This is a genomic window from Larkinella soli, assembly GCF_003703975.1.
GTDB classification, from domain to species: Bacteria; Bacteroidota; Bacteroidia; order Cytophagales; family Spirosomataceae; genus Larkinella; species Larkinella soli.
Genome location: NZ_QTJY01000003.1, coordinates 354,528 through 377,612 on the forward strand (window position 1 = coordinate 354,528; position 23,085 = coordinate 377,612).

13 protein-coding genes are annotated in these 23,085 nt (G+C 58.7%); 5 read left to right on the plus strand and 8 right to left on the minus strand.

Annotated elements, in window-relative coordinates; all coding sequences use genetic code 11:
• The first annotated feature begins 75 nt into the window (after positions 1-75).
• From DX909_RS11325 to DX909_RS11335, 3 genes are all read left to right on the plus strand, one after another.
• Positions 76-1,287, plus strand: coding sequence for a pyridoxal phosphate-dependent aminotransferase (locus tag DX909_RS11325; protein WP_128545284.1), 1,212 nt, complete (start codon positions 76-78; stop codon positions 1,285-1,287).
• Between the two features lie 139 nt (positions 1,288-1,426).
• A complete protein-coding gene (locus DX909_RS11330; protein ID WP_128545285.1) occupies positions 1,427-2,212 on the plus strand; it encodes a queuosine precursor transporter in 786 nt (261 codons plus the stop codon).
• A 4-nt stretch (positions 2,213-2,216) separates the two neighbouring features.
• Positions 2,217-3,089, plus strand: a complete 873-nt coding sequence (locus tag DX909_RS11335) for a YybH family protein (RefSeq protein WP_128545286.1) — start codon at positions 2,217-2,219, stop codon at positions 3,087-3,089.
• A gap of 106 nt (positions 3,090-3,195) precedes the next feature.
• On the opposite strand, the gene DX909_RS11340 is transcribed toward DX909_RS11335, so the two are convergent.
• From DX909_RS11340 to DX909_RS11375, 8 genes are all read right to left on the minus strand, one after another.
• Complete coding sequence (locus DX909_RS11340) at positions 3,196-3,627, minus strand: hypothetical protein (protein ID WP_128545287.1); 432 nt, start codon at positions 3,625-3,627, stop codon at positions 3,196-3,198.
• A gap of 200 nt (positions 3,628-3,827) precedes the next feature.
• Positions 3,828-5,369: a SusD/RagB family nutrient-binding outer membrane lipoprotein gene (locus DX909_RS11345; protein ID WP_128545288.1), complete on the minus strand. Its 1,542-nt coding sequence runs from the start codon at positions 5,367-5,369 to the stop codon at positions 3,828-3,830.
• Positions 5,370-5,395: 26 nt separating this feature from the next.
• A complete protein-coding gene (locus DX909_RS11350) occupies positions 5,396-8,590 on the minus strand; it encodes a SusC/RagA family TonB-linked outer membrane protein (protein WP_128545289.1) in 3,195 nt (1,064 codons plus the stop codon).
• A gap of 419 nt (positions 8,591-9,009) precedes the next feature.
• Positions 9,010-10,446: a RagB/SusD family nutrient uptake outer membrane protein gene (locus DX909_RS11355; RefSeq protein WP_128545290.1), complete on the minus strand. Its 1,437-nt coding sequence runs from the start codon at positions 10,444-10,446 to the stop codon at positions 9,010-9,012.
• 12 nt (positions 10,447-10,458) lie between these two features.
• Positions 10,459-13,611 carry a SusC/RagA family TonB-linked outer membrane protein gene (locus tag DX909_RS11360; protein ID WP_128545291.1) on the minus strand — a complete coding sequence of 1,051 codons (3,153 nt, stop codon included), beginning with the start codon at positions 13,609-13,611 and terminating at the stop codon, positions 10,459-10,461.
• Between the two features lie 245 nt (positions 13,612-13,856).
• Positions 13,857-14,507 (minus strand): response regulator, encoded by a 651-nt coding sequence (locus tag DX909_RS11365; protein ID WP_128545292.1) that lies wholly within the window; start codon positions 14,505-14,507, stop codon positions 13,857-13,859.
• A 217-nt stretch (positions 14,508-14,724) separates the two neighbouring features.
• Positions 14,725-17,964, minus strand: a complete 3,240-nt coding sequence (locus tag DX909_RS11370; RefSeq protein WP_164851262.1) for a ligand-binding sensor domain-containing protein — start codon at positions 17,962-17,964, stop codon at positions 14,725-14,727.
• 183 nt (positions 17,965-18,147) lie between these two features.
• A complete protein-coding gene (locus DX909_RS11375) occupies positions 18,148-18,894 on the minus strand; it encodes a TrmH family RNA methyltransferase (RefSeq protein WP_128545294.1) in 747 nt (248 codons plus the stop codon).
• Here DX909_RS11375 and tamL point away from each other — a divergent pair.
• Positions 18,893-21,424, plus strand: a complete 2,532-nt coding sequence (gene tamL, locus DX909_RS11380; protein WP_128545295.1) for a translocation and assembly module lipoprotein TamL — start codon at positions 18,893-18,895, stop codon at positions 21,422-21,424. The two genes, DX909_RS11375 and tamL, sit on opposite strands and share 2 nt — an antisense overlap.
• A 157-nt stretch (positions 21,425-21,581) precedes the next feature.
• Complete coding sequence (gene miaB / locus DX909_RS11385) at positions 21,582-23,012, plus strand: tRNA (N6-isopentenyl adenosine(37)-C2)-methylthiotransferase MiaB (RefSeq protein ID WP_128545296.1); 1,431 nt, start codon at positions 21,582-21,584, stop codon at positions 23,010-23,012.
• The last annotated feature ends 73 nt before the right edge of the window (positions 23,013-23,085 follow it).

The following is a 23,085-nucleotide window of genomic DNA, read 5'->3' on the forward strand; positions in this document are numbered from 1 at the left end:
AGCCGCCGGTTTTCGAACCGGCGGCTTTTTTGTTAATGACCACGTTGTACCTTTGCCCCACTTTTATCGCCTGCCATGACGTTTTTAAAATCGAACCGGCTCAATAATTTACGCTACGAAATCCGCGGACCGGTCTACGAAAAAGCCCTCGAACTGGAGAGTCAGGGTTACAAAATCCTCTCGCTGAACATTGGCAATCCGGCGCCCTTCGGGTTCGATGCACCCGACGAAATCGTCCACGACATCATCCTTAACATCCGGAACGCGCAGGGCTATTCCGACTCACGCGGGCTGTTCGCGGCCCGCAAGGCGGTGATGCACCATACCCAGAACGTCGGTATCAAAGACGTCGCGATCAACGACATCTTCATCGGCAACGGCGTCAGCGAAATGATTCTGCTCTCGATGCAGGCGCTGATCAACGAAGGCGACGAAGTGCTGGTTCCCTCCCCCGACTACCCACTCTGGACCACCTCCGTGGCCCTCTCCGGCGGCAAACCGGTCCATTACCTCTGCGACGAACAGGCCGACTGGAACCCGGACCTCGAAGACCTGGAGCGCAAAATCACGGCCCGCACCCGGGCCATCGTGGTGATCAATCCGAACAATCCCACCGGGGCGGTTTACGACCGGAGCGTACTGGAAGGAATCGCCCGCATCGCCGAAAAACACCGGCTGATCCTGTTCTCCGATGAGATTTACGATAAAATCCTGTACGACGGCGCGGTCCATTATCCGATTGCGACGATGGTGGAGGATACGCTCTGCGTGTCGATGGGCGGGCTTTCGAAGAATTACCGGGCAGCCGGTTTTCGGGGCGGCTGGCTGATCCTGAGCGGAGCCAAACACGAAGCCAAATCCTACATCGAAGGCCTGACCCTGCTCGCCAGCATGCGGCTCTGTGCCAACGTCCCGACGCAGTATGCCATCCAGACCGCCCTCGGTGGTTACCAGAGCATCAATGAACTGATTGCCCCGAGCGGGCGGCTCTACAAGCAGATCCACCTGGCGTACGACCGCATTACGGCCATCCCGGGGCTGTCGTGCGTGAAGCCGAAAGGGTCGCTGTATATCTTCCCGAAGATCGACCTCTCGCAGTTTCATATTGCCGACGACGACGAGTTCGTGTTCGATCTGCTCGACGAACAGAAGGTGCTGGTGGTGGCCGGAACCGGGTTCAACTACGTCCACAACGACCATTTCCGCATCGTCTGCCTGCCCTCGGTTGACGAACTGAACCTGGCCATCGACCGCATCGAAGCCTTCCTGGAAAGCCGCCGGAAATAATCCGGCGGTTTCCTTTTCCGGACCGGGCAAGCCGGGGCGGAGACAGTTGAAAAGTTGTTGATTTTTCGCCTTATTGCATCCTAACCGGCTGTCTGAGAACCGCCTGCCTCAAACTCCTTACGGAAAACATTTGACCACTATGCCCTCCTTTACCAACAAGCGTACCAACCTTTACATTTTTCTGAGCGCCATCTTCCTGACGAACGCTATCGTCGCGGAGATCATCGGTGTGAAGATTTTTTCCGGGGAGACCCTGCTGGGCGTTCCCCCGGCCCGGATTCACCTGTTCGGCGACTTCGTGCTGGATTTCAACCTGACGGCCGGGGCCGTCATCTGGCCCTTCGTGTTCATCACTTCCGACATCATCAACGAGTATTTCGGCGTGCAGGGGGTCAAACGCATTTCCTACATGACGGCCGGCTTCATCGCCTACAGCTTCCTGATCATTTACGCCGTCACTCTCCTGCCGCCGGCCCAGTTCTGGCTGGAAGTCAACGCGAAGGACGCGGCCGGCAATCCCGTCAACATCGACAATGCCTTTGCCATGATCTTCCGGCAGGGCCTGGGCATCATCATCGGCTCGATCACCGCCTTCCTGGTTTCCCAACTGCTCGACGCCACGGTGTTCCAGTCCCTGAAACGCATCACCGGCAGCCGCAAAATCTGGCTCCGGGCAACCGGTTCGACGCTCGTCTCCCAGCTCATCGACAGTTTCGTAGTGCTGACCATCGCCTTCTATGTCTTCGGAAACTGGTCGTTTGCGCAGGTAACCGCCGTCGCCATCGTCAACTATATCTATAAATTCAGCGTTGCCATTCTGCTGACTCCGGTGCTGTACCTGGCGCATTATCTGATCGACGGTTACCTCGGGAAAGAACACGCCAAAGAGCTGGCCAACGAGTCGAGCATGAGCACCTTTATGTAATCCGATGAAAACGACCCTGATTGCCGTCCTGCTGGCGGTGCCGACAGGGCTGGTTCTGGCCCAGAGCCCGCTCAAAACCCTGGTGGAGACTGAAAAGCAGTTTGCCCAGTTTTCGAAGGAAAACACGACGAAAGCCGCGTTCAAAACCTTTCTGGCCCCCGACGGCCTCCTTTTTCAGAAGGGCAAACCGGTCAACGGACAGAAATTCTGGGAAGAGTCGGAAGACCGCCCCGGCAAGCTGACCTGGCAGCCGGTGGCGGCTGATATTTCGGCTTCCGGCGACTTCGGCTATACGACCGGTCCCTGGGAGTTCCGGCCCAAAACGCTGGAGGACAAACCCGTGGCGTTCGGTCATTACGTCACCGTCTGGAAAAAGCAGACCGACGGCAAGTTCCGGGCGGCCCTCGATCTGGGCATCACCCACCCTGCGCCCCCCCAGCCGCCGGTCGATGCCATCCGGGCGGCAACGGGCATCCGGAGCGTCACCAGTACCGATTCGGCCAAGGTGCGGAGCGAACTGCTGGCTTTCGACAATCAGTTTATCAAGGCGCTGGAAAAGAACGGACCGGAAGCCACGTACCGGCTGCACCTGTCTCCTCAGGCCCGCGTTTACCGCATGGGGCGGCAACCCTTCACGGAGCGCCCGGCCATCGACTCCCTGCTGAAAAGACCGGAAACCGTTCAGTTCGATCCGCTGAACGCTTCCGTAGCCCCCTCGGGTGACCTCGGCTATGTATACGGGAATACCGTCGTGACGACCACCGAGTCAGAAAAGGCGGTCCGGAGGGCAGGTAATTATCTCAGAATCTGGAAGAAAGACAGTCAGGGACAGTGGAAGATCGTTCTGGACCTGATCAATCTGGAACCACCCTCCTGAATACAAATCCCCCACCGGGAAGTCGGAAGTGGAAGAGCGGCCCTCTTTGATCCACTCCCCTCTCCACCGGCGAGGGATGGTTCGGTTAGGATAGGTTGGGTTGCGGTTAATTCAGCAGGGAGACGAAGCGGTCCGGCTGCTTCACCTCCACCTTCGGCGTGTCGATCCGGAACGATTTCCGGACGGTCGTGAATCCGTCACTGACTTCGAAGGTGTACAGGCCGTCTTTCATCGTCGCCATTTCAAACTTGCGCCAGTAGGTTTTCAGCCGTTTGCTGACCTTTTCCGAATGCAGCACCTCATTGTCCTCGTTCAGCAACGACACCTTCAGCGGCACCTCGATGTAATTCTCGATGAGCAGGTTCATTTTGGTGGTGTGAATGGACTGGTAGATGGCGACGCCCATGGCTTTGGTACGGCTGACGTTGGGGGCGGTTGCCAATTTCTCATTTTCTTTCCCGTCGTCGGTCGGGTCCGTTGCAAAAACCGGGGCGCTTGCCAGGAGCGCGATGGCGAGGAGGTTCAGGGCGCGTTTCATACGTACTTGCTGTTCAGTTGACCAATTAGTTTATCAGGTATCAATAGGATAAAAGTAGCCGGACGCCACCGCCCCGGCCTACCCCATTTCAGGTGATTTCCGCCAAAACGCCGTTCGGGGTGATAAGCGGTTAAAACCGCTGATAAATAAAAAACCAGCCCAAAAAGGCTGGTTTTTATGGTTTGGGTCAGTCCCCATACTCAATCGACGTCCCACCAGACGGGCGTCAGCACATCGCCCGGCGCGATGCCGGTTGTGGTGATGTTGGGGTTTCTCTGGAGTTCCGAATCGACGTAGGGCAGCCGCTTCATGAACTTGCCGCCGGTAATGTTCACCACCGGGACGGAGAGCGCCGGGAAGCCGGTCCGGCGTTGTTCCGACCAGGCCTCTACCCCATTCAGACCGTACAGGGCCAGGTACTTCTGGGTAATGATGGCCTGAATCTTATTGGTCTGTTTGGAATAATCGACGGTCGGCCGGGTCAGGTAGTCACCCACCTGAACACCGAACCGGGTCATGGATGCGGTGACGGCTTCCGAATACAGCTTCGCCGGGTCTTCGGCGGTGGTGCCGGTCCAGCCCCGCACGGCGGCTTCAGCCCGCAGGAACAGGCTTTCCTCGTACGCCATCAGCACGACAGGCCGCGCCTTGGCCGCGTTGTCGTCGGCGGCCGACACACCGCTGGCGGCCGAGGTTCCGGTGATGGCCCCGTTGCTGAACCGCTGCCCGATGAAGTATTTACCGGGGTAGGACGTATACTGGGCGGTATTGGTCGAGGTGGTGCCGTTGGGCGTGAAAACATACTCCGCTTCGGGCGTCCGCAGGTCGGCATCCAGGAAATAGACCGGGATGCGGGGGTCGCCGGCGGCCGTCATCAGGCTGCCGATGGTGGTGCTGGCCGTCAGGTTGTTGGGCAGGCGGAAGTTGGCCTGCCAGAGCGGATTTTCGGTGTTCGTCGTCGTTCCGTTGGCAAACTGGAAGCTCTCCCCGGCCCGCATAAAGGCCGACCCGGCCGAGGCATACAGCGCCTGAATCCCGGTCCGGGCCAGCGTCGGGTCCACCTGGCTCAGCCGGAGATAGAACCGCAGTTTCAGGGTGTTGGCCAGCCGGACCCAGCGGTCCATGCCGGCTTCGTTCCCCGCCGAATAAATCATGTCGGCCGTTCCCGGAAAGCGCCCCTGCTTTTTGGCGATGTCGGCCTTGCCCTCATCGAGCAGCGCCTGCATCCCGGCATACACGTCCTTCTGGGTGTCGTATTTCGGGGTAATGGTCTTGTCGGCGTTCAGGGCCTCCGAGAACGGAATATCCCCGTACAGGTCCGTCAGGATGCCGAAGGTGTAGGCCTTCATGATCTTCGAGATGCCGACCATCCGCCATTCGTTCTGCGGGGTTCCCTTGTTGATCACGTCCTGAAAATCGGCCAGCGCCCCGGCATACAGGTTTACAAACTGCCCGCCCTGCCCGTCGAAGGTGGAGGAGGTAATGTTGAACTGATCCCAGACCCGGTACTGGTTTCCTCCGCGCGGGATAGTCCAGTACTGGGCCATGATGCCGCCCAGAATGTTGAACTGTCCGCCGACGACGAAGGCCACCTGCGCCTGGCCGGCGGGCAGCAGCAGGTTGATGTCGGCCACCGACGGGTTGTTGGGGTCGGTATTGATGTCGAGATAATCCTTTTCGCAGGCGGTGTTGATGCCGAGCAGGGCCGTCAGCATCAGGGCTTTTATGACTTTGAGTTTCATGGGATTTCGATGAATGTCGATGGAGATTACAGGACGATTTTCAGGCTGGCGCCGTACGAACGGGCCGTCGGGTAGGCCAGGAACTCATACCCCTGCGAGTTGCCGGTACCGAAGGAACTGACCTCCGGGTCGACGTGCGGCTGGGATTTGGGCGTCCAGAGCATCAGGTTGCGGCCGATCAGCGACACCTGAATGTTCGTGAAGGGCGTTTTTCCGAGCAGCGTCTTCGGCAGGGCATAGCTCAGGCTCAGCTCGCGGAACTTCACGAACGACGCGTCGAACAGGGAATTTTCCCCGAAGTTCGCGACCGTCGACCAGTATTCGAAGCCGCCGTTGGTGGTGATGCTGGTGTTGGGCGTGAACGTACCGTCCTGATTCTGAGTCACCGAGTTAGGATAGACGAACGGCTCGCGGTTGTTGTAGGTGGTTTCCTTCAGCGATCCGGCAAACCGGCCCTGATTGATCGTCTGGGAGAAGAACTTGCCGCCCTGGCGGGTATCGAACAGCACGTTGAGCGACAGACCCTTGAACGAAACCGTGTTGCTCAGACCGGCCGTAAAGTCGGGCTGGATGCTGCCCAGCGACTGAAGCACGGGGTCGGCGAGCGGGCGGCCTGTGGTCGGGTTCACCACGACGCGGCCCTGCGGATCGCGCAGCATTCTGCTCCCGAAGAAGGTGCCGTAAGGTTCGCCCAGACGCGCCTGAAGGCCGGGCGACGCCAGACCGCCGAGGTTTACCGGGGCCAGGGGATTGTACAGCTCGGTTACCTCGTTGCGGTTCCGGGTGAAGTTGAACGACACATCCCAACGCAGACCGTTCCGCGCCCGCACCGGGGTGCCGGTCAGCAGCAGCTCGATCCCTTTGTTGGTCATGGCCCCGGCGTTCAGGGTCTGGGCCGCAAAGCCGGAGGTACTGGAGATCGGCACGTTCACGATCTGCTGGTCACTTTTCGAGTTGTAATAGGTGAAGTCGATGCCGAAGCGGTTGTTGAACATGAGCACTTCCGCCCCGACCTCCCAGGAGGTGGTCCGTTCGGAGCGCAGGTCCGGGTTGCCCCGGATGTTCCCGACGGAGAAGCCGGCTACCCCATTCAGGGGGAACTGGTATTGTCCCTGAAAACCGTCGACGATGCTGGTCCGGGTGTAGACCGGCAGAATCTGGTAGGCGTTGGCCACCTTGCCCACCTGGGCCGCGTTGGCCCGCAGCTTGACGTAGTTCAGATTCGTGCTTTTAATGTCGAAGGCCGCGGTCGGGATGAAGCTCACGCTGGCGCCCGGGTAAAAGAACGACCGGTTTTTGGAGGGCAGCGTGGAGGAGTAGTCGTTCCGGCCCGTGACGTCCAGAAACAGATAGTCCTTATACGACAGCTGCACGTCGCCGTAGATCCCGTACAGCCGGGTCCGGGAGTCGATGCGGGTGGTGACGATGGTGCTGGCGTTGCTGAGGTCATAGAAGTTCGGAACGATCAGCGGCTGGCCGTCATAAACACCCCGGGAACTGCTGTAATCCTGGAGGTTATGCCCCAGAATCACCTTCAGGTTGAGGTCCGAGGTCAGGTTCCGGTTCGCCGTAAGGATAAAGTCCGAGAGCAGGCTTTTGAAGGTCGTGTTGTCTTCCACATAGCGCCCGCCGACGGTGGCGATGGTTCCCTGGGCGAAAGTCTGGGTCCGCAGGTCGGAGTACATATCCGTTCCGATGCGATAGGTCAGGTTCAGCCAGGGCAGCGGATCATACGACACCTGCGCGTTTCCGAAAAACCGGTTGACGTTGTCTTTCAGCAGGTTGTTGTCGAGAAGCCAGTACGGGTTGTTCCGGAAGTCGGCCAGATAATAGCCGCGCAGGTCATACCGCGGGTCGTTGTAATCCTTCTGCTCGGTCAGTTCAATGTCGCGCGGGGTGTTGAAGATCGTCTGGAGAATATTCGAGCGGCCCTGCCCCTGAACGCCCCGATCACCCCCCGAGCGGGTGTAGGTGACCGAGATGTTGGTCGACACCTTGTTGTCGAAAAACCGGGTGCCGGCCCCTACGTTTACGGAGGTCCGCCGGTAGGCGGTATTCGGGATCATCGACTTCGTGTTGACGTCCGAAAAAGTCAGGATGTAGTTGGACGTGCCGTTGTTGTTCCGGATCGAGAACGAGTTGTTCAGCGACACGCCGGTATTGAAGAAGTTGCGGATGTTGTTCGGCTTGGCCGTCAGCGGAATGGAATCCGGCGCTTCCAGCTGGCCGAGGGAATACAGCCCGTAGGTACGCCAGTCGGCCACCCGCCGGCCGTCCATCTTCGGCCCCCAGCTTATGTTTCCGGCATCGAGCAGGTCATATACGCCGTCGAAACCGGCGCCGTAGGTGTTCTGGTAATCCGGCAGCCGCAGCGGATTTTCAAAGCTGACCGCGCTGTTCAGGCTGATCTGGGGTTTGTCCGTAATGTTTTTGCTCCGGTTTTTGGTCGTGATGATGATGACGCCCGAAGCCGCCTGGGAGCCGTAAAGGGCGGCTGCGGCCGGGCCTTTCAGGATGGAAACCGACTCGATGTTGTTCGGATCGATGTCGGCGGCCCGGTTGGTGATGTCGACCCCGTTGTTGAGGTCCCCGCCCGTTCCGGCGTTGGAGGGCGTGCCGTTGCCGTTGATGATGGCGGTGGTGGTGTTGTTATTGTTGATGATGATCCCGTCGACGACATACAGCGGCTGGTTGTTGCCGTTGAACGACTGCGCCCCCCGAATGACCACGCGGGTGGCTCCGCCGGCGGCCCCGGAGGCACTCGAAATCTGGACGCCGGCCACCCGGCCCTGCAGGGAGCGCAGCAGGTTGGCTTCGCTGGCCCGTACCAGTTCATCGCCCCGGACATTGGTGACGGCATACCCCAGCGTTTTCTTTTCCCGTTCGATGGCCGAGGCCGTCACGACGACCTCCTCCAGAATGGCGGCCCCTTCTTCCAGCGTAATATCGAACCGGCTGCGGTTACCGACCGTAACTTCCTGCGTTTTAAACCCGATGAACGAAAAAACCAGGGTGGCGTTCGGCTCGACGTTGCTGAGCCGGAATGTCCCGTTCCCGTCGGTCGTCGTGCCCTGAGAAGTCCCTTTGATCCCCACGTTCACGCCCGGCATGGGCCCCTTGTCGGATGCGCTCCGGACAGTGCCGGAAACGGATCGGGTCTGGGCTAACCCAATCTGAATAAAAAGCAGCACCCCTACCAAACTTTGTAGTAGTAATTTCATTTGGTTTGTTGATTATTTGTTTGTTGTTAACAATTATGAAAAATGTTAAACAACAAAGTTCATGAACCTTTAAAGCGGATTAATCACGCAAAGCGGGGGATTTTAAATCGATTTTATTCGCGGAAAAAGCAGGATTTATTAGAAAATGGGGGAGAAAAACAAGGCCGGAAACCGCCTTTGCCGGACGCAGCCTTTTAACGTATTTTTCTTTCAACATCCTGAAAACCAATAAAAAGAATAAACCGGCCGAAGCGACCGGTTTATTCTTTTTACGTTCATCTCATAGATTAGGTCCGGAGGTCCGGAACCTAACGCAATTCTCCTATCTGATGAGCACACTGCTTTGCCCTGCCCGTGTGTCAACAGAACAAAAGTAGGCGCATTATTTCGTCCTGCCCTACCCCATTAAAGGTGATTTATCAGGGATTTTGGTCCTGCGGTCCGATGGCATCGTTGGCGTCGATTTCAGTTTTGGGGAGCTTCATAATAAACCGGGGATCGTTGGCCGGAATGTTGAATTTGAAAGCCGCCGAGTGGTTGCCCGTCCGAACCAGCGGGAGCTGCCGCCGTTTGAGATCCAGGAAGTTGATGCCCAGTTCCCCGTAGAGTTCCTTCCGGCGTTCCAGCAGAATCTCGCTGACCAGGGCCGCGCCGGTTTTGCCCGACTTGACGGCTTTGGGGTCACGGCTTTTCTGAACTTCATACAGCAGATCGCCCGCGGTGGCATCCCCCAGTTCGGCCCGGGCCTCCGCTTCGATCAGATACATTTCCGGAACCCGCATCATCGGCAATGCCTGGTTGAAGTCGGTGGTCGTCCCGAATTTCGTGGTGGCAAACCGCAGTTGGGCGTTGGTCTGGCCGGTCTTGTAGAAAAGGTTCCGGACGTCGGTGGGCGAGAATCGGGCGACGAATTCCTCGTTGATGTAAAAATTGTCGTAGCCCGCCCCGGATTTTTCCCAGAACGAACTGGGTACGCCGTAATACAGGGTCTGCTGGCCTTCGGTGGTGTTGGGGAAGGCCCACATCCACTCGGCACTGTTGATATCCTTGAACCCGGTACCGTATTCCTCAGGGTGCAGGGCGTACCCTTTCCGGGCGCTGACGGCCGCATCCCGCGCCTTCGCCCACTGGCCCTGCTCCAGATAAATCCGGGCCTGAAGCCCATAGGCGACGCTCTGGTTGATGTTGCTCTTGAGCAGCCGGTTATTGTCCAGATTGGCGACCGCATACTCGATGTCGGCATTGATCTGGTCGAAGACCTGTTTGATGGTTCCGCGCGGCTTGCCCCCGGTTTCGATCGTCGTCGGCTCGGTATACACCGGGATGCCCGGGGCGTTCGGATCTTTCAGGATCGTGTGCTGAAATTCGCGGATGGCTTCGAAATAGAGCCAGGCCCGCAGCGCCCGCCCCTCGGCGATCAGCCGCTTTTTGGAGGCTTCCGGGAAGTTGCTCTTCCCGACCCCGTCGATCAGAATGTTGGCCTGGTTGATGAACTCGTAGAAAAACGACCAGGTGAAGTTCACCCGGCGGTAGGTTGGTTCGCGGTTTTCGTGCCGGTAGTCGAACTGGTAATAACCGCCGGGATTGATGACGTCGTCGCCCTTTTGCTCCCGCGTCAGGTTGATCGACACGAGGCCCCAGGTGTCGGTCACCCCTCCGGCAGTCGAGTTGAGGTTGCTCCACTGGTTGCGGACCCAGCCGTAGATGCCGTTGAAAAAGGCGCGGGCGCCCTCTTCGGTGGAGAACACCTGCTGGGCCGACACCTGCTGGGTCGGCTGGGGTTCCTCCAGATACTGTTTGGAACAGGAGGCCAGGATGAGGCCGAGTCCCAGTATGATTTTGATGGTCTTGTTCATCGGATCGGTTGATTAGAACGTCAGGTTGATACCGCCCGTCAGGGTCTTGAAAATGGACGAGGTGTTGCTGGTGGTCCCGTTGGGCAGGTTATTGGCGTTGGTGGTTTCGGGGTCGAGACCCTTTTTCGCGCCCGGCACCCAGGTCCAGTAGTTATCCGCCTGCACATACACCCTGAAATTCCGGACGAACCGCGCGGGCACTTTGACGTTGTAGCCCAGCGTCACGTTCCGCAGCCGGACGTAATCGCCCTTGAAGAGATAATTGGAAGACCGCTGTACGATGTCGGTATTGGTCGGGTCCAGGCGGGGTACGCCGGTTACATCCCCCGGTTTCTGCCAGCGGTTCAGCATGTCGGTATGAAGCTGGTAGCCGACCGCCGTAAACCCGTGCATGAGGCCGGTGTAATCGTAGTCGATGATCTTGTTCCCTCCGGCGAAGTTCAGCAGCAACGACAGATCGAAGCCCCGGTAGGTCAGCTTCGAGGTGAAACCGCCCAGCCATTTCGGAATGGCCGTTCCCTGGTAATAATCGGTCGCGTCGCCCTGAACTTTGGTGGTGGTGCGCTCACCGGTCGGGTTGCCGCTCGCGTCCAGTACGTCCTGATACCACATCGCGCTGCCGTCCTGCGGATCGACGCCCGCATACAGCGGAATATGAAACTCATAGACCGACTTGCCGACTTCCCGCTGGAACTCCCCGCTCTTGATTACACCCTGCGGCAGGGAGGTGAGCCGGTTTTTGACGGTGGTGAAGTTGATGCCGGTTTCCCAGGTCAGGTTCTTCCCGCGGATGTTGACGGTATTGACGGCCAGTTCGATGCCCGAATTGCGGAGGTCGCCGATATTTTCATCCACCGACGGAATGCCCGACGAGGGCACCAGAGGCCGCCCGAACAGCAGGTCGTAGGTATTTTTGACGTAATAATCCAGGTTGCCCCGGATGCGGTCCTGCAGGAAGCCAAAGTCGACGCCCACGTTCAGGGACGCCTGTTTTTCCCACGAAATCTGCGGATTGGCCAGATAGGTGAAGTAGACGCCGGAATTGGTCAGGTCGTTGTAACCGGTGCTGAACAGGCTCAGGTAGGGGAAGTAGTTGTCGGCAAGGATACCGCCGGCCTGGGTCAGCAGGCCGTTGTTCCCCAGGGTTCCGAAGCTGGCCCGCAGCTTGAGGAAACTCAGCGAGGTGATGGGTTTCACGAAGGCTTCCTCACTCAGCACCCACGAGGCCCCGACCGAGGGGAAGAAGCCCCAGCGCCGGCCGCCCTCCGGCGAGAACCGGCTCGACCCGTCCCGGCGAACCGTCGCTTCGAGGAACAGTTTATCCCGGTAGGAATACACCGCCCGGCCGAGGTAGCTGACGATGCGTTCGCGGTTGGTATAGCCGTTGGCAAATTCGGTCTGGGCGCCCGAACTGAGTTCCTTCAACCCGAAAAACGGAAAGCCGATCTTCTGCGAACTCATGGTTTCATACAGGAAATTATAGGCTTCGATGCTGCCCATCAGGTCGATGCTGTGCGGTCCGAACGCCTTCGTGTAGTTCACCATGTTGTTCCAGGTCCAGGAGGTGGTCAGGTCGTTCTGCCGGGTGACGCGACCGCCCACATTGGCCCCATTGCCCTGCCGGGGATTCTCATAGTCGAGCAGGGAATAGGAATACCGGTCGATGCCGAAGTTGGAGCGGAGCCGCAGGCCGGGCAGGGGCCGCACTTCCGCAAAACCGTTCAGGGAGGTGGTGAACCGCTCGCGACGGGCGTCGTTCAGATAGGTGGTCGCCACCAGGTTCGAGGGGGTCAGCACCGGGCGGTCCTGGTTAACCTGACGGTCAGGATTGGGATTCCCGAAGTCGTAGATCGGCTGGCCGTTGGCGTCGAGAACCAGGTTGCCCTTATCGTCGCGTTCGTACACCGGATAAATCGACGACATGGACCGCGTGTACTGTACGACGTTATCGAAGCTGGACCCGCCCTGGGTCGGAGCGTTCTGATCGGCATAGACGAACTGGGTCCGAAGGCCGACCTGGAGCCAGTCTTTCAGATCGGAGGTCAGGTTCATACGGGCCGAAATCCGCTCGAATTTGGAGGTGATGAGATACCCCTCCTGCCCCAGATAGGCCGTAGAGAGAAAATACCGGGTTTTGTCGTTTCCTCCGCCGACGCTTACCCCGACTTCCTTCCGGGCGGCATTCCGGTTGGTGAGTTCTTTGGTCCAGTCGGTATTCCAGAGCAGATTCGCACCCGAAACCAGCTTACCGTCCGCGCCGACCGGCTGGGCGATGCCGTAGGGGTTGTACCGAAATTCGGACACCAGATTCTCGGAAGCAAATTGCTCGGGCTGGGGAATACCGGCGTCCTGCGCCAGGTTGCGGATGGCCTCCCACCCCAGTTCGAACTGCTGCTGCGTATTCAGAAACGAATATTCCTTCACAGCCCGCGACGACACCCCGTAGCTCGAATAGACGCTGATCTCGGTGGTTCCCTTCCTGCCCATTTTGGTGGTGATGAGAATCACGCCGTTGGCGGCCCGGGACCCGTAGAGGGCCGCGGCCGAAGCGTCTTTCAGGACACTGATGTTGTCGATGTCACCCGGGTTGATGCTGTTGATGTTGCCCTGAAAGGGAATGCCGTCGACCACAATGAGCGGGTTGGAGGAGGCATTGATGGAGCCGACGCCCCGGATGCGGATGGCCGGGTTGTCGCCGGGCTGGCCGGAGCCGTTGACGACCAGTACGCCCGGGGCCGTTCCCTGAAGGGCCTGAACGGGCGATACCACCTGCTGCGCCCGGATCTGGTCCGCGTTGACGGCCGATACCGCACCGGTCAGCGCCCGCCGGGTCTGCTGCCCGTAGGCCACGACCACCACCTCCTGCAGCGAGCGGACATCGGCCGACAGGGAGACGTTGATGGTGCTGCGGTTCTGAACGGTAACTTCCTGGGGCATATATCCCACATAGGAGAAAACCAGCGTGGCGTTCGGCGGAACCGACAGGCGATAGGTGCCTTCAGGGTTGGTGGTAGTGCCGGTGCTCGTGCCTTTCACCACCACGCTGACGCCCGGCAGGTTGATGCCGTCCTCGGCAGCGGTGACTTTTCCCGTCACACTCACGTCCTGCGCCCAGGCCTGAACGGCCAATAACAGGACAACGGTAATGGATAGAATTGTTTTCATAGAACGGATTGGACATGGGGTAGAGAATCAGGTTGTAATTCCCCTGCTGGGATAGTTTACAAACAAATGTCCGAATCCGGGATGGGGGAATTCTACCCTTAAATGGGGGATTTTATCAGTCGGCGGGGACCACCCCCAACCGGTGCGCCGGTCCGCCCCCTCCTTGGTAAGGAGGGGCGGCTACGCAGGGTTTGAATCTGGCAGCGCCCTCCCCCTCCTTACCAAGGAGGGGGTCGGGGGGTGGTTCAGATCAGCCGGTCCTTGATGGCCTTTTCGATGGCCTCGGCTTTGGAGTGGACTTCGAGTTTCCAGTAAATATTCTTGATATGCGTCCGGATGGTTTCCTTGTCGACAAATAACTGCTCGGCGATGGTGGTGTAGCTTTTCCCTTTCGAGAGGAGTTCGAGCACTTCGGTTTCGCGGGCCGTGAGGGGCGAGTTGCGGTTCTTCTGGAACGAGGCCACCACCATGCGGGCGATGTTGGTACTCATCGGCGCCCCCCCTTCCTGAATATCCCGGATGGCTTCCAGCAGGCGGGTGGGCTGCATGTTCTTGGTCAGGTAGCCCCCCGCTCCGGCGCATAACGCCTTGAAAACCAGCTCGTCATTTTCATAGACGGTGACCACGATGATATTGGTCTTGGGACGGAGCTTCTTGATTCGGGCGATGCCTTCGATGCCGTTCATGCCGGGCAGTTCGATGTCCATCAGAACGACGTCGGGGGCGTCCGTATGAATGTTCTTGATGGCATCTTCGCAGCGGTAGTACGTGTTGACGATCTTGAAGCCGTACGTACTGTTAATGAGCAGGGCAAAACCGTCGCGGATCAGGTTATCATCCTCGACGATGCAGATGCGGATGGTCTGCGGACTTCGTAACGGTTGAGTTACGTTCATGAGTGTGTTCATTAGAGTTTGCAGTAGGAAAATAAAGGGATTTGTCAAAAAACGGCCCCGTTTTTACACCAACGGAACGATTGACTTTACGAAAGGGAGGTTGATGAAGCGGCAGATCGCCGGAGACTTCGTCCCGGTTCTCTGGTAATAGACACCCCCAATCCGGGGGACGTTGCGTTTAGACTTTCAATTTTTTTCAAATTCCTTCTCACCCGGTTCACCCAGGTTGCGGGATGTCCATCCGGAAGGTGATGGTCGTGCCCTCCATCCGTTCCGAGGTGATCTCCACCCGGCCGCCGATCTTCTCGGCCCGGCTCTGGATGTTGTGCAGGCCGTTGCCCATCGACGACTTTCCGTTCGGCTGAATGCCGATTCCGTTGTCCTTCAACTGCACCTCGATCCGCCGGTTCAGCATCGCGAAGGTAATCCGGGCCTCGGTAGCGTGGGAGTGCTTGAGCGTATTGCTCATGGCCTCCTTGAACAGGAAGATCAGGTGGCGGCTCGTCCCGACGGGCAGTACGGCCTTCCGGAGGTCGTCGGTGATGCCCAGCGCCTGAAAGGTAATCCGGGTCCGGTCGAAGACGTCGTCGCCGAAATCCTTCAGCCGGATGGCAATTTCCAGAAAGTTGTCATGTTCGGGATTGATGGCCCAGATAAAGTCCTTCGTTCCCTGATACAGCCGGTTGCTGTTGTCGCTGATTTTGGTCAGCAGGGGGGCGATCTCCTCCCCGTGGCCGTTCAGCTTGCTCTTGATGATCTCGGTCAGCATCGAAATGCGGGTGATCGTGTTTCCGAACTCGTCGTGCAGGTCCTGTGCGGCCATTTTCCGGACCCGCTCGTTCTCCGCCAGGGTCACGCGCTCCAGTTCCAGCAGATGCAGGACCCGTTTTTTAACCCGGTAGTTGTAATAGACCCGCGAACCGACCATGACCACGGCCAGCACCAGCACCAGGAACCACCACGTCTGCCAGAACGGCGGCAGCACCCGGATCGGAATCTGCAGGCCCGCCTTCGGGCCGTTCACGCGGTCGCTCCAGACGCCGTCGCTGTTGGAGCCCCTCACCTTCAGGATATACGTTCCGGGTTTCAGGTTCGTGAAGCTCACATACCGGCGGGTACCGCTATAGACCCAGTCGTCGTGGAAGCCTTCGAGCATGTAGGCGTACTGGTTTTTCTGCGGGTTGGTAAAATCGAGGGAGGCAAACGAGAAGGAGAAGAAATTCTCGCCCGGCCGAATCTCGATCTCCGCATTCTGGGCCAGCAGGCTGTCGATGTTGACCGGCTTCTCGAATTTCTGAAAGGAGGTCAGCACCGTCCGGGGCAGATGGCGGTTGCGGGTCATCCGGAGCGGGTTGAAGCTGATCAGGGAGCCGATACCGCCGAAAAACATCTCTCCGTCGCGGCTCTGGTGGTAGGAGTTCATGTTGAACTCATTGATGGTCAGGCCGTCGTTGGCGTCGAAATTCTCGAACCGTTCCGTGGCCGGATCGAAGCACGAAAGACCCAGGTTGGTACTCATCCAGATGCGGCCCCGGGCGTCTTCGAGCGCCCCGTAGACCAGCCCGTTGGGCAGGCCGTCGCGCTCGGTATAATGGATGAACTTCTCTTTCCCGTCGCGGCCGTATACCATCTTGCTGAAACCCTTGTTGCTGCACACCCAGAACTGGTCGCGGCTGTCGCGCAGGAAGCCGAGCACCTGTTCCCCGATCAGGCTGTTGGGGTCTTTGGGATTATTTTCGTAGTGGGTGATCCGGCCGGTTTTCGGATTGATCTTGTTCAGGCCGAAACCCGTTCCGACCCAGAGCATCCCGTTCCGGTCTTCCTGAACGGCATAGACCACGAAGGCCCGCAGGCTGTTGGGTTCTTTCGGATCGTAGCGGTAGGTGGTCACTGCGCCGGTGCGGGCATCGATCCTTCGGAGGCTCGAATACCCGCCTACCCAGAGGTTATCCCGGCTGTCTTCGTAGAGGCTCAGGACGCCGTCCCCCTGATCATCCGTTCCGGCGGACATTTCCTTGCCCGACCCGGCCAGCACTTTCACGAAATGATTCTTTTCCCGGTCGAAACGGAACAGGCCGGCGGGGTTTCCGACCCAGAGCCGGCCCTTGCGGTCTTCCCGGATCGACTCGATCTTATCGCTTCCGATGCTGTTCGGGTTGGCGGGGTCGGCCCGGTACCGCTCCACCTGCATCGTCAGCCGGTCGATCTTCAGCAGGCCCTCGTGGGTGCCGACCCAGAGTTTTCCGGAGTGGTCCGTACAAAGGGCCCAGACCAGGTTGGCCGCCGACGATTGCTGCCGGTTGGTGATGATCGGCCACTGCCGGAACGTGTTCTTCGACCGGCTGTAGAGCTGCACGCCCGAATCGTGGGTGCCGATCCAGAGCACGTCCTCGTTGGGAGACGGTCCTTCGTAGATGGTGTTGATGTACCCGGTTTTCAGTCCTTTCCGGCCGAAGGGGTCCTCCCGGATGGAATCTTCATACCGGAGGTGCTGGTCGCTGATGATCCAGAACCGGCAGATGCCGCTTTTCTGGGTGCTGACCCACAGGATGTTGTTACGGTCGGCGTGAAGAGAGGTGATGACGTTGTCGCCGGTCTGGGCCGTGATTTCCCCCAGGATTTCCGACTGAACGAGTTTCGGATTGATCCGCGCCACCCCGTTGGTAGTGCCGACCCAGAGCGTTCCGTACCGGTCGACGGCCAGCGTTTTGACCCAGGAGGCAGGAAGCTGGTATTTCCGTTTTTCGGTACAGGCCACGATCGACAGCGGTTGGGTCGGTGCGGCTCCGGGCCGGGCCATCGGCAGTTCGGCCAGCCCGCCCCCCGTTCCGATCCAGAGGGTTCCGTTCGCATCGGGCAGCAGGGTCGTGACCACCTGAGAAGCCCGGTCGTCCGCGTTGCCCAGGCTGTAATGCTGTACCTGGTAGGAACCGTTCTTCCGGAAGACGAGCCGTTTCAGCCCCCAGCTCGTGCCGACCCACAGGGTTCCGAACCGGTCGGCTTTGACGGCATTGATGGTGGTGAGGTTAAACCGCCGGCGTTTGGGCTCGAGCAGGTCCCAGTACCGCTGAAACCGCCCGGTGAGGGGGTCATACCGATTGAGTCCGTTGATGGTGCCGACCCAGATGTGGCCCCGGGCGTCCTCACAGAGAGAAAGAATATGATCCTGGGAGAGCGTCGTGCTGTCGAAGGGATTGTGTTTATAGTGGGTGATCTGGTAGCCGTCGTAGCGGTTGAGGCCGTCCTGCGTACCGAACCATACATACCCCCGGCTGTCTTTCAGAATGCAGAATACCTCGCTCTGGGAGAGGCCGTTGTCGACCGAAAGCTGATCCAGAAACCGGGAAGCGGAGCCGTGCCTGTACCAGGAGCTGCCTTTGGGCAGGTTCTGAACGGACTGACCCAGGCCCGCCGTCCGGAGGCTGAAAAGAATCAGTATGCCCAGTAGAGACCTCATCCAGTCTGGGGGATACATATCCCCATTTTTACAAAAATACGACGTTCCGGCGGCTTAATAAATCCCCCAATCTGGGGTAATTCGATCGCGAATTCCGGCACTAACTTTGTTCAAACATGTACATTTAGTTTAGGTTAAGAAAGCAGTAAAAGTAGCCTTGCGTCGACCAGGGCTATTTTTATTTTACCGCCCCCGCCGGAGGTTGTCGCAGATCACCGCCGTGGCGATCCCGACGTTCAGCGACTCGGCCTCTCCATATCTCGGAATAGTGATGCGCCGGCCCACGAACCGCTCCACCTCCGGCCCGATCCCGTTCGATTCGTTGCCCATCACGATGTACCCGGTTGTACCGAAGTCGGTGGTATGAACGCTGCCGCCGGTCAGAAACGCCCCGAACACCCGGGCGCCGTCCAGCCCGCCCAGATACTCCGCCAGGTCGCAGTAATACCAGGCGACGCGCGTAAAACTCCCCTTGCTGGCCGAAATGACCTTGGGATTGTAGACGTCGGCCGTCGAGGAAGAACAGATCAGTTTGCGGATGCCGTACCAGTCGGCGATCCGGAGGATGGTGCCGAGATTCCCGGGATCGCGGATGTCGTCCAGCACCAGCACAAATTCTTCGTTATCAGCGACTAAAACCCGGTTTTCCTTCGTTCCGGCTACAGCGAGGCAGCTGTCGTTGGTAGTCAGCGAACCGGCGCGGCCCAGTTCGTCGGGCGTCACCATTTCCAGCCGTACCCGTTGCTTATCCAGCAGCGGGGCATTTTCTTTGTAGAATGACTCGGTACTGAGAAGCACCTCGACCCGGTAATCAGACGTCAGCAGTTCGAGCACACTTTTGGCCCCTTCGACCAGAAAAGCGCCGTGTTCCTGCCGGTACTTTTTATGGTGTAACGACTGAATATACTTACTTAGTGATTTGGAAAGCATGAAGAATATTTTTTGGTTTCTCGGACTCGTGCTGTTCCTCTCGGCCTGCGTAAGTTCGGAAAAGTTACAGAAAAACCAGTATCTGCTCTACGGCCAGACCATCCGGGGGAACAAGGCCATTCCGAGCGGAGATCTGGAGGATCTGATTCCCCAGAAACCGAACCGGAGGCTGCTCCGGCTGCCCATCACCCCGGCCCTCTGGTTCTATCAGATCGGGTCGCGAAATTACAACCGCGAGGCCGTGCAGGCCGAACTCAACGCCAAACTCCAGGAATATGAAGCCCTGACGGCCCGCAACGACTCGACCAACGCCTTTAAAAAAGAAGTGAAGCGCATGAACCGGCAGATCACCCGACTGCGCCGGAAGGCCGAAGAAGGCAACTGGGTGATGCGCGTCCTGGGCGAACCCCCGGCCTACTTCGTGGAAGCCGACGCAAAGGAGAACGCCGAAAAAATGCAGCGGTACCTGTTCAACAAAGGGTTCTTTCTCGGGAAAGCCGGCTATTCCATCGACAGCAGCACGACGCTCGGACGGCGGGTGCGGGTGACCTATACCATCACGGAAAACATTCCTTTCCACCTTCGCAACATCACCTACCAGATCGGCGACCCCCGCGTGGATACGCTCGTCCGGAAAACCCTGAACCGCTCGGTGCTTAAAACCGGCGAACGGTACGACGCCGACAAGATCAACAACGAACGGGTGCGGATCGAGGAACTGATGCGGAACAACGGCTACTACGGCTTCACCCGCCAATACATTCCCCTGCCCCTCGACGTGGATTCGACGGCCTCCTTCGGTCCCGATTCGACCTATCGGAACCTGGATATGTGGCTCCGGATCGCCAACCCGCCCGGCCAGTCCGGACACCCGCTGTATACCATCGGGGAGGTGGAAGTCCGCGTGGCCCGGACCGAAGACCGCGCCTTTGTCGATACGGTGATGTACAACGGTTTACGGTTCCAGCTGGGGCGGCAGCCGTACTCGATGCGCCTGCTCGACAGCCGGATTTTCCTGCGGCCCGACAGCCTCTACCGCATCCGGAATTTCCAGGATACCCAGCGGCAGCTATATCTGCTTAACCAGTTCCGTTTCGCCAACATCAACTTTACCGACACCACCGGCCGCCGGCTCCGAACCCGCATCAACCTGGTTCCCATCGACAAGTACGAGGTCTCGGCCGAGGGCGGTCTTTTCGTGCTGTATCAGGGCCAGGGCGGGTATCCCGGTCCGTTTACCAATTTCACGTTCCGGGTTCATAATATTTTCGGCGGCCTCGGCACGTTCGAAACCGCCCTGCGGTATGGTTTCGAAGCCCAGACCGGCTTCACCAGCAACTCCCGCGTCTATCTGGCGCAGGAGTTCGGGCTGAACTCGTCGGTGATCTTCCCGCATATCCTGTTTCCGGGAAAAATCCGGTTCAAATTCAACCGGCTCAGCCCCCGGACGCAGATCAGCGTCGGCTACAACTTCACGGACCGCCCGGATTACCGCCGTCGGAATTTTCGCTCCGGCGTCTCCTACAACTGGTTGAAGAACACCAACCAGTATGCCTTCACGATCGCCGACATCAACTTCCTGAGGGCCAGCATCAAAGACAGGGAGTTCGAGCGGTTTCTGAATGAGCAGGATTCGCTGGGCAATACCATCCGGAACAGTTTCCGGAACGCCTTCGCGTCCAACATCGGATTTTCCTACACCTACAACACGAGCGTGCTGGGGCAGAACCGCCGGGCCAACTTCCTGCGCGTAGCGGTCGAGTCGGGCGGAACGACGCTGAATTTTTTCAGGGAGGAGAATTTGAAGAAGTTTTTCAACTCCGATTCCCCGAACGGCCTTCAGTTCTATAAATACCTGCGGGCCAACGTCGACTACCGGCATTATATTCCCCTGCGGGCCAATTCCACCCTGGCCTTTCGGGTAAACACCGGGCTGGTGATCGGCTACGGACCCAACAAGACCGCCCCTTACGAAAAGCTGTTCTTCGCGGGCGGGAGCAACAGCATCCGGGCCTGGCTCCCCCGCCGGCTCGGCCCCGGGGCCTCCCTCCCGCTGACCAATCCCGAAGACATCAAAGTGCCTGTTTTCAATCCTAACCGGCCCGGCCAGTTCCTCTACCGGTTCGAGCAGCCCGGCGACATTCTGCTGGAAGCCTCCGCCGAGCTGCGCGGGCGGCTTTTCCACCTGGGCGGGGACATCAACGGAGCGGTGTTCGTGGATGCGGGCAACGTCTGGGCGCTGCGGAACAACGTGAACCGGATCAACGAAAATTTTGCCTTCAACACCTTTGCCGGCCAGATCGCCGTGGGAGCCGGGGTCGGGCTGCGCATCGACTTTTCGTTCTTCATCATCCGCTTCGACGGGGCGGTGAAGGTCTACGACCCGGCCCGGCGGTATTTAAAGGTCGGCAACGACGGCAGCGCCGAGTATGTCGACGAGCGGTTTTTTCTGCCGCAGTTCCGGTTCGACAAGATGTTTCGGGGACCGAATCCGCTGGTCATCAACTTCGGCATCGGGTATCCTTTCTGAGGCTTAGGCAAATTCAGGCCGGTCAAAACCTGACAAACTGTCACCATTTCCTCAAATCTTCGTACCTTTGGGGCAAATTTCGAATCACAACGGTTGACCAGAAGGAACCGGAGCGCCGAATCACGGAGCCGTTCCTGATCCTCCGGTCGTATCTTTTATGGAACGCATTACCGAAACACTCACCATACTGACTGAAGCGGACAAGGAAGCCGGCGATCTTCCCAAAGTATCGGAAGACGAGCTGGCCGTGGGCAAAAAGCGGCTTTATATCGAAAGCTATGGCTGCCAGATGAACTATTCCGACAGCGAGATCGTGGCCGCCGTCATGCGCAACGCGGGTTTCGCCACCACCTCCACCGCCGAAGAAGCCGACGTCATCTTCCTGAATACCTGCGCCATCCGTGACAATGCGGAGCAGAAAGTCCGGAACCGGCTCAAGCAGCTCAACGGTCTCAAAAAACGCCGGCCCGAACTCCTCGTCGGGATGCTGGGCTGTATGGCCGAGCGCCTGAAGGCCAAACTGCTCGAAGAAGAAAAGATCGTGGACATCGTGGCCGGGCCGGACGCCTACCGCGACATTCCGAAACTGGTGGAGGAGGCCGAATCGGGCCAGAAGGCGGTGAACGTCTTTCTGTCGCGGGAGGAAACCTACGCCGACATCTCCCCTATCCGGTTGAATTCCAACGGTGTCACGGCGTTCATTTCTATCATGCGGGGCTGCGACAACATGTGCAGTTTCTGCGTCGTCCCCTATACCCGGGGCCGGGAGCGCAGCCGCGATCCGCATTCCATCGTCCGGGAAGCCCGTGACCTGTTCGAAGCCGGTTATCGCGAGGTGACGCTGCTCGGTCAGAACGTCGACAGTTATAAATGGACGCCCGAAGGCTCTACCGAAACCGTGACCTTCGCCCAATTGCTGGAAAGCGTCGCCCGGGTCAGCCCCGATCTGCGCATCCGCTTCTCGACCTCCCACCCGAAGGACATCACCGACGAGGTGCTGTACACGATGGCGAAGTTCGACAACATCTGCAAATACATCCATCTGCCGGCCCAGAGCGGCAACAGCCGGATTCTGAAGCTTATGAACCGGACCTACGACCGGGAATGGTATCTACGGAAAATCGACCGCATCCGGGCCGTCCTGGGCGACGACTGCGGCATTTCGCACGACATGATCGCCGGTTTCTGCTCCGAAACCGAGGAAGAACATCAGGATACGCTGTCGCTGATGGAATACGCCCGCTACGACTACGGTTATATGTTTGCCTATTCGGAGCGCCCCGGCACCCCGGCAGCCAAAAAATACGCGGACGACATCCCGTACGACGTGAAACTCCGGCGGCTGAACGAGATCATCGCCCTTCAGCAGCGGCTTTCGCTCGAACGCAACCGGCGGCACATCGGCAAGGTCCACCGGGTGCTGATCGAGGGCACTTCCAAACGCTCCGAAGACTTTCTCTGCGGCCGCAACGACCAGAACAAAATGGTGGTTTTCCCGAAAGGACGCTATGCCAAGGGCGACTACGTCAACGTCCTGGTCACCGACTGCACGGCGGCCACGCTGCTGGGAGAAACGGTGGAAAGTTGAGGAGTTTGGGGATTGGGGGGTTTTGGAGTTGGGATGGTTGGAGAAGGGATGATCGAGGGGTTGGTGTTGGTCT